Source organism: Streptomyces cinereospinus, assembly GCF_042430725.1.
In the GTDB taxonomy this organism is placed as follows: Bacteria; Actinomycetota; Actinomycetes; order Streptomycetales; family Streptomycetaceae; genus Streptomyces; species Streptomyces cinereospinus.
The window spans coordinates 1-6052 of record NZ_JBHMCY010000082.1 but is presented as its reverse complement, the minus strand read 5'-3'; the positions used below and the strand labels follow the sequence as shown (position 1 = coordinate 6052).

The window sequence follows — 6052 nt, the reverse complement described above, 5'->3', positions numbered from 1 at the left end:
CCTTCAACGCCGCCACAGACGACCCCCCTCAGGGGCGCGGGGAACTGCGCGACCAGCCAAAGAAAACCCGCACCCACCCCCGAACAGAACCCGGCAGACGCACACGCACTTGTCACCCCCTGCGCTTACTGTCGAGTCATGGAAGGCACCGCACCACCGCCGCACGAGAACCACACCCCACCCCCCGGCTACGACCCGACGTCAGTCGAACGCTGGGCCCCCGAACCCGACAAACGCCCCGGCCGCACAGCCTTCCAACGCGACCGCGCCCGCATCCTGCACTCCGCCGCCCTCAGACGCCTCGCCGGCAAGACCCAGGTCGTCACCCCCGGAGCGACGAGCAGCGCCGCCTGGGACCCCAGCCCCCGCACCCGCCTCACCCACTCCCTCGAATGCGCCCAGGTGGGCCGCGAACTGGGCGCGGCCCTCGGCTGCGACCCCGACCTCGTCGAAGCCGCCTGCCTCTCGCACGACCTCGGCCACCCGCCCTTCGGCCACAACGGCGAACAGGCCCTCAACGAGTTCGCCGAGGACTGCGGCGGCTTCGAGGGCAACGCCCAGTCCCTCAGACTCCTCACCCGCATCGAGCCCAAGCGCTTCACCCCCGAGGGCTCCGTCGGTCTCAACCTCACCCGCGCCGCGCTCGACGCCGCCGCCAAGTACCCCTGGCCGCGCGGCGCCCACCCCACCGACGCGGCCTCCCCGAAGTTCGGCGTGTACGAGGACGACCGCCCGGTGTTCGACTGGGCCCGCGAGGACGCCCCCGCCACCCGCACTTGCTTCGAGGCCCAGGTGATGGACTGGTCGGACGACGTGGCGTACTCGGTGCACGACGTCGAGGACGGCCTGCACGCCGGCCACATCGACCCCAACTGCCTGCACGCGGAGCCCGAACGGCAGGCGGTCTTCGAGGTCGCCGCGGGCCGCTACGCCCCCGCGGACACCGACCCCGCCGAACTCGCCGCCGCCCTGGACCGGCTCCTCGACGCGGAGTGGTGGCCGCACGGCTACGACGGCACGGCCGTCGCCCAGGCCCGCCTCAAGGACGCCACCAGCCAGCTCATCGGCCGCTTCTGCCTGGCCGCCGAACAGGCCACCCGCCAGGCCTACGGCGGCGGCCGGCTCACCCGGTACGCCGCCGAACTGGTCGTGCCGCGCGCGACCCGGATGGAGTGCGCGGTGCTCAAGGCGGTCGCCGACCGGTACGTCATGCAGCGCGCCGAACAGACCCGGCTCCGCGCCGACCAGCGGATCGTCGTCGCCGAACTGGCCGAGGCGCTCACCGCCCGCGCCCCGGACGGACTGGACCCGCAGTTCCGCGCGCTGTTCGAGCACGCCCCCGACGACCGCGCCCGCAAACGGGTGATCGTGGACCAGATCGCCTCGCTGACGGACGCCGCGGCGCGGTCGCTGCACGCGAGGCTGACCGGGCACCTGTGAGACTGGCGCGGCGCGGGTGACCCGGAAAGCGCTCGAAGGTGACCCTGCGTGGCCTGATCGGGGCACTCCCTCTTCCCGCATCACGCTGTGTGCGGAACGCTCGCACATGGCGGGACGTTGAACTCGCACGGGGCGGCACGTTTACGAGGAGGCATCAAGTGGTCGACGCGGATCAGACGTTCGTCATCGTCGGAGGAGGGCTCGCCGGCGCGAAGGCGGCCGAGACGCTGCGCGCGGAGGGCTTCAGCGGCCGGGTGATACTGATCTGCGACGAACGCGACCATCCGTACGAGCGCCCGCCCCTGTCCAAGGGCTACCTGCTCGGCAAGGAGGAGCGCGACAGCGTCTTCGTGCACGAACCCGCCTGGTACGCGCAGCACGACGTCGAGCTGCACCTCGGCCAGACCGTCGACGCGATCGACCGCACGGCCAAGACGGTCCGCTTCGGCGAGGACGGCACCGTCGTCCGCTACGACAAACTGCTGCTGGCCACCGGCGCCGAGCCCCGCCGCCTGGACGTCCCGGGCACCGACCTGGCCGGCGTGCACCACCTGCGCCGGCTCGCCCACGCCGAGCGGCTCAAGGGCGTCCTCGCCCACCTCGGCCGGGACAACGGCCACCTCGTGATCGCCGGGGCCGGCTGGATCGGCCTGGAGGTCGCGGCCGCGGCCCGCGAGTACGGCGCCGAGGTCACCGTCGTCGAGCCGGAGCCGACCCCGCTGCACGGCGTGCTCGGACCCGAGCTGGGCCAGCTCTTCGCCGACCTGCACGGCGAGCACGGGGTGCGCTTCCACTTCGGCCTGCGCCTGACGGAGATCGTCGGCCAGGACGGCGTGGTGCTGGCCGCCCGTACCGACGACGGCGAGGAGCACCCGGCGCACGACGTGCTCGCGGCGATCGGCGCCGCACCGCGCACCGCCCTCGCGGAGGCGGCGGGGCTGGAGGTCGCCGACCGGGCGCACGGCGGCGGCGTGCTCGTCGACGAGCGGCTGCGCACCTCCGACCCCGACATCCACGCGGCCGGCGACGTCGCCGCCTTCCCGCACGCCCTCTTCGGCACCCGGATGCGCGTCGAGCACTGGGCGAACGCGCTGAACGGCGGACCGGCGGCGGCCCGGGCCATGCTCGGCCGGGACGTGACCTACGACCGGGTGCCGTACTTCTTCTCCGACCAGTACGACCTGGGCATGGAGTACTCGGGCTGGGCGCCGCCCGGGTCGTACGACCAGGTGGTGATCCGCGGGGACGCGGGCAAGCGCGAGTTCATCGCCTTCTGGGTGAAGGACGGGCGGGTGCTCGCCGGGATGAACGTGAACGTGTGGGACGTCACCGAGCGGATCCAGCGGCTGATCCGCTCCCGGACCCGGGTGGACACCGAGGCGCTGGCCGACCCGCACGTCCCGTGGGAAAGCCTCGTCCCCTGACCCTCGCCCCGTCCCCGTAGAATTCACCCGTGGCAGGACGGATCAACGACGAGGACGTGAAGGCGGTACGGGACGCGGTCCCGATCGACGCCGTGGTGTCCGAGTACCTCCAGCTGCGCAACGCGGGCGGCGGCAACCTCAAGGGGCTGTGCCCGTTCCACGACGAGAAGTCGCCGTCCTTCCAGGTCAGCCCCAGCAAGGGACTCTTCCACTGCTTCGGCTGCCAGGAGGGCGGCGACACCATCACGTTCGTGATGAAGGTCGACCACCTCTCCTTCTCGGAGGCGGTCGAGCGCCTCGCCGCCCAGGCCGGCATCACCCTGCGCTACGAGGAGGGCGGCTACAACCCCGCCCACCAGCGCGGCGAGCGCATCCGCCTGGTCGAGGCCCACAAGATCGCCGCCGAGTGGTACGCCGAGCAGCTCGCCACCGGCGCCGAGGCGGAGGCCGGCCGGGTCTTCCTCGCCGAGCGCGGCTTCGACCAGTCGGCCGCCGTCCACTTCGGCGTCGGCTACAGCCCCCAGGGCTGGGACCACCTCACCCGCTACCTGCGCGGCAAGGGCTTCACCGACAAGGAGCTGACCCTCTCCGGCCTCTCCCAGGAGGGCCGCAGAGGCCCCATCGACCGCTTCCGGGGCCGGCTGATGTGGCCGATCCGGGACATCGGCGGCGAGGTGGTCGGCTTCGGCGCCCGCAAGCTGTACGAGGCGGACAACGGCCCCAAGTACCTCAACACGCCGGAGACGGCGATCTACAAGAAGTCGCAGGTCCTCTACGGCATCGACCTGGCGAAGAAGGAGATCGCCAAGACCAGCCGCGCGGTCGTGGTCGAGGGCTACACGGACGTCATGGCCTGCCACCTCGCCGGCGTGACCACGGCCATCGCCACCTGCGGCACCGCCTTCGGCGGCGACCACATCAAGATCCTGCGCCGGCTGCTCATGGACAACGGCTCGGCCCGGGTGATCTTCACCTTCGACGGCGACGCGGCCGGCCAGAAGGCGGCACTGCGCGCCTTCGAGGACGACCAGAAGTTCGCCGCCGAGACCTACATCGCCATCGCGCCGGACGGCATGGACCCCTGCGACCTGCGCCTGGTGAAGGGCGACGAGGCGGTCGCCGACCTGGTCGAGCCCCGCACCCCGCTCTTCGAGTTCGCGCTCCGCCAGATCGTGAGCCGCTACGACCTGGACACCCCGGCCGGCCGCGCCGCCGCGCTGGACGAGGCGGCCCCGGTGGTGGCCCGGATCAAGAACAGCGGCGCCCAGCACGAGGTCGCCGTGCAGCTGGCCGGCATGCTCGGCATCCTGGACACGCAGTTCGTGGTCAAGCGGGTGGCGCAGCTGGCCCGTTGGGCCCGCGACCGGGGCGGCAAGGGCCCCGCGCCGGCCCGCGCGCAGCAGCCGTACGATGCCCCGGCCGCCCCCGTCCACTCCGGCCCGGCACTGAACCTGCGCAACCCCGTCTACGCCACCGAACGCGAGCTGCTCAAGCTCGCCCTCCAGCGCCCGGAGCTGGTCTCGCCGGCCTTCGACGCCTACGGCGTGGACGAGTTCACGGCCCCGCCGTACGCCGCCGTGCGCCAGGCCGTCCTGGACGCGGGGGGTGCCGAGTACGGCGTCCAGGACCCGCAGCAGTACCTGGTCCGGGTCCGGGAGGCGGCACCGGACGACACGGTCCGCGCGATGGTCACCGAGCTGGCGGTGGAGGCGATCATGCGCCGCACGGTGGACGAGGCGTACGCGGGCGAGCAGCTGGTCTGGGTCCGCCGCCGGGCCGTCGACCGCCGCATCCAGGACGTCCAGAGCACCCTGACCCGCCTGGGCACGCACGGCGACCCGGCCGGGCTGGCGGCGGTGCAGAACGAGCTGTGGGTCCTCCAGCAGTACGGCCAGGCCCTGCGGGAGCGCGGCGCGGCCGCGCTGTGAGGGCAGCCGTCCGGACCGCGCTCCTTCATGCGTATTTCACCGTGCTTTCCCCGTGCACGAGGTTTGTTTCCGCGATGTACGTGGATGTGCCAATTACCAGGCGGGGAAAGCGGTGGACAGGATCAGCGGAATGAGATGTGATGACGCGGCCAGGGGGGTTTAACACGAAGGTCGGACAGGCGTCGTCGCAGCGCTCATAACGCGGAACGATGCGCATGCCGTCGGACAGGGGGCGGGGGGCTCACGCATGCCCAATTTCTCTCGCATGCCGGTTTCCGGTGCACGGCGGGCCTCGATTTCTTCTCCGCGTGAACGGCGGGCGCGCCGTTTCGGCCCGGTCCGTCCGTGATGAGGAGACACACGGTGAGGGTCAGAGGGAGAGCCGTGCCCATATGGCGCGGCCTCATGGCAGCGGTGGTGGCACTGCTGATGGTCATGGGGGTCGAGTCGCGTCCCGCGGCGGCGGCCACCGAGGACGAACCGCCGTTCGACAGGGCGGATGTCGTGGAGGCGTGGAAGTACGGCGGTCCGGGGGTGAAGGAGGCCGCCGCGGCCGCTCTGCTGGGGTCCGACGCGGACATCCGGGCCTTCATGGCCGAGGACCTGCCGGACATCTGGGAGGACGACCTGCGGGTGCAGGTCGCCCAGGTGATGGCGCTGGGCGGCCCCGGCGTGCGGGCCGCCGCCAACACCGCGCTCAGCGGCGGCGCCACCGAGCTGACGGCCTTCCTGAACGAGGGCTTCGGACCCGCCTACGAGGAGGACCTGCGGGTGGAGGTGGCCACGGTGATGGCCACCGGGGGCCCCGGGGTGAGGGCGGCGGGCAACGCGGCGCTGAATGGCACGGCGGACGACTGGGAGGCGTTCCTCCAGGACGGCCAGTACGCGGCTCGCGCGGACGACAACCGAGTGCAGGTCGCCCGCCTGCTGTACACCGGCGGCCCGAACGTCGGAGCGCTGGCCGGGCAGGCGCTGGACGGCACGGCCGAGGACGTCGAGGAGTTCCTGGACCACGGCTGGGAGGTCGCGGCCGCCCGGGACCAGGAGACGCTGACGGTCGCCCAGCTGGCGGAGCTGGCGGACACCGCGCAGAAGCGGGCCACCCAACTCACCGAGAAGGCGAAGGAGGAGGCCGCCAAGGCCGAGGCGGCGACCAGGGCCGCCAAGGAGGCGGCGCTGGTCGCGGCGCAGGAGGCGCAGGAGGCCAAGGAGTCGGCGGGCCGGGCCTCGGCCGCGGCCTCCCGCGCGGCGGCGGCCGCC

At 72.7% G+C, this 6052-nt stretch carries 4 protein-coding genes; all 4 read left to right on the top strand.

Annotated elements, in window-relative coordinates; all coding sequences use genetic code 11:
* The first annotated feature begins 138 nt into the window (after nucleotides 1-138).
* On the top strand, nucleotides 139-1440 hold the full coding sequence (locus ACFF45_RS30335; RefSeq protein WP_381349946.1) for a deoxyguanosinetriphosphate triphosphohydrolase: 1302 nt from the start codon (nucleotides 139-141) through the stop codon (nucleotides 1438-1440).
* Nucleotides 1441-1598: 158 nt separating this feature from the next.
* Entirely contained in the window at nucleotides 1599-2864 is a 1266-nt protein-coding gene (locus ACFF45_RS30330) for an NAD(P)/FAD-dependent oxidoreductase (protein ID WP_381349945.1), read from the top strand.
* Between the two features lie 29 nt (nucleotides 2865-2893).
* A complete protein-coding gene (gene dnaG, locus ACFF45_RS30325) occupies nucleotides 2894-4792 on the top strand; it encodes a DNA primase (protein WP_381349944.1) in 1899 nt (632 codons plus the stop codon).
* Between the two features lie 384 nt (nucleotides 4793-5176).
* On the top strand, nucleotides 5177-6052 hold an 876-nt coding region (locus tag ACFF45_RS30320; RefSeq protein ID WP_381349943.1), incomplete at its 3' end, for an ALF repeat-containing protein.

Coding starts and splice junctions, on each gene's coding strand:
- ACFF45_RS30335 (WP_381349946.1), top strand. CDS start 139: ATGGAAGGCACCGCACCACCGCCGCACGAGAACCACACCCCACCCCCC.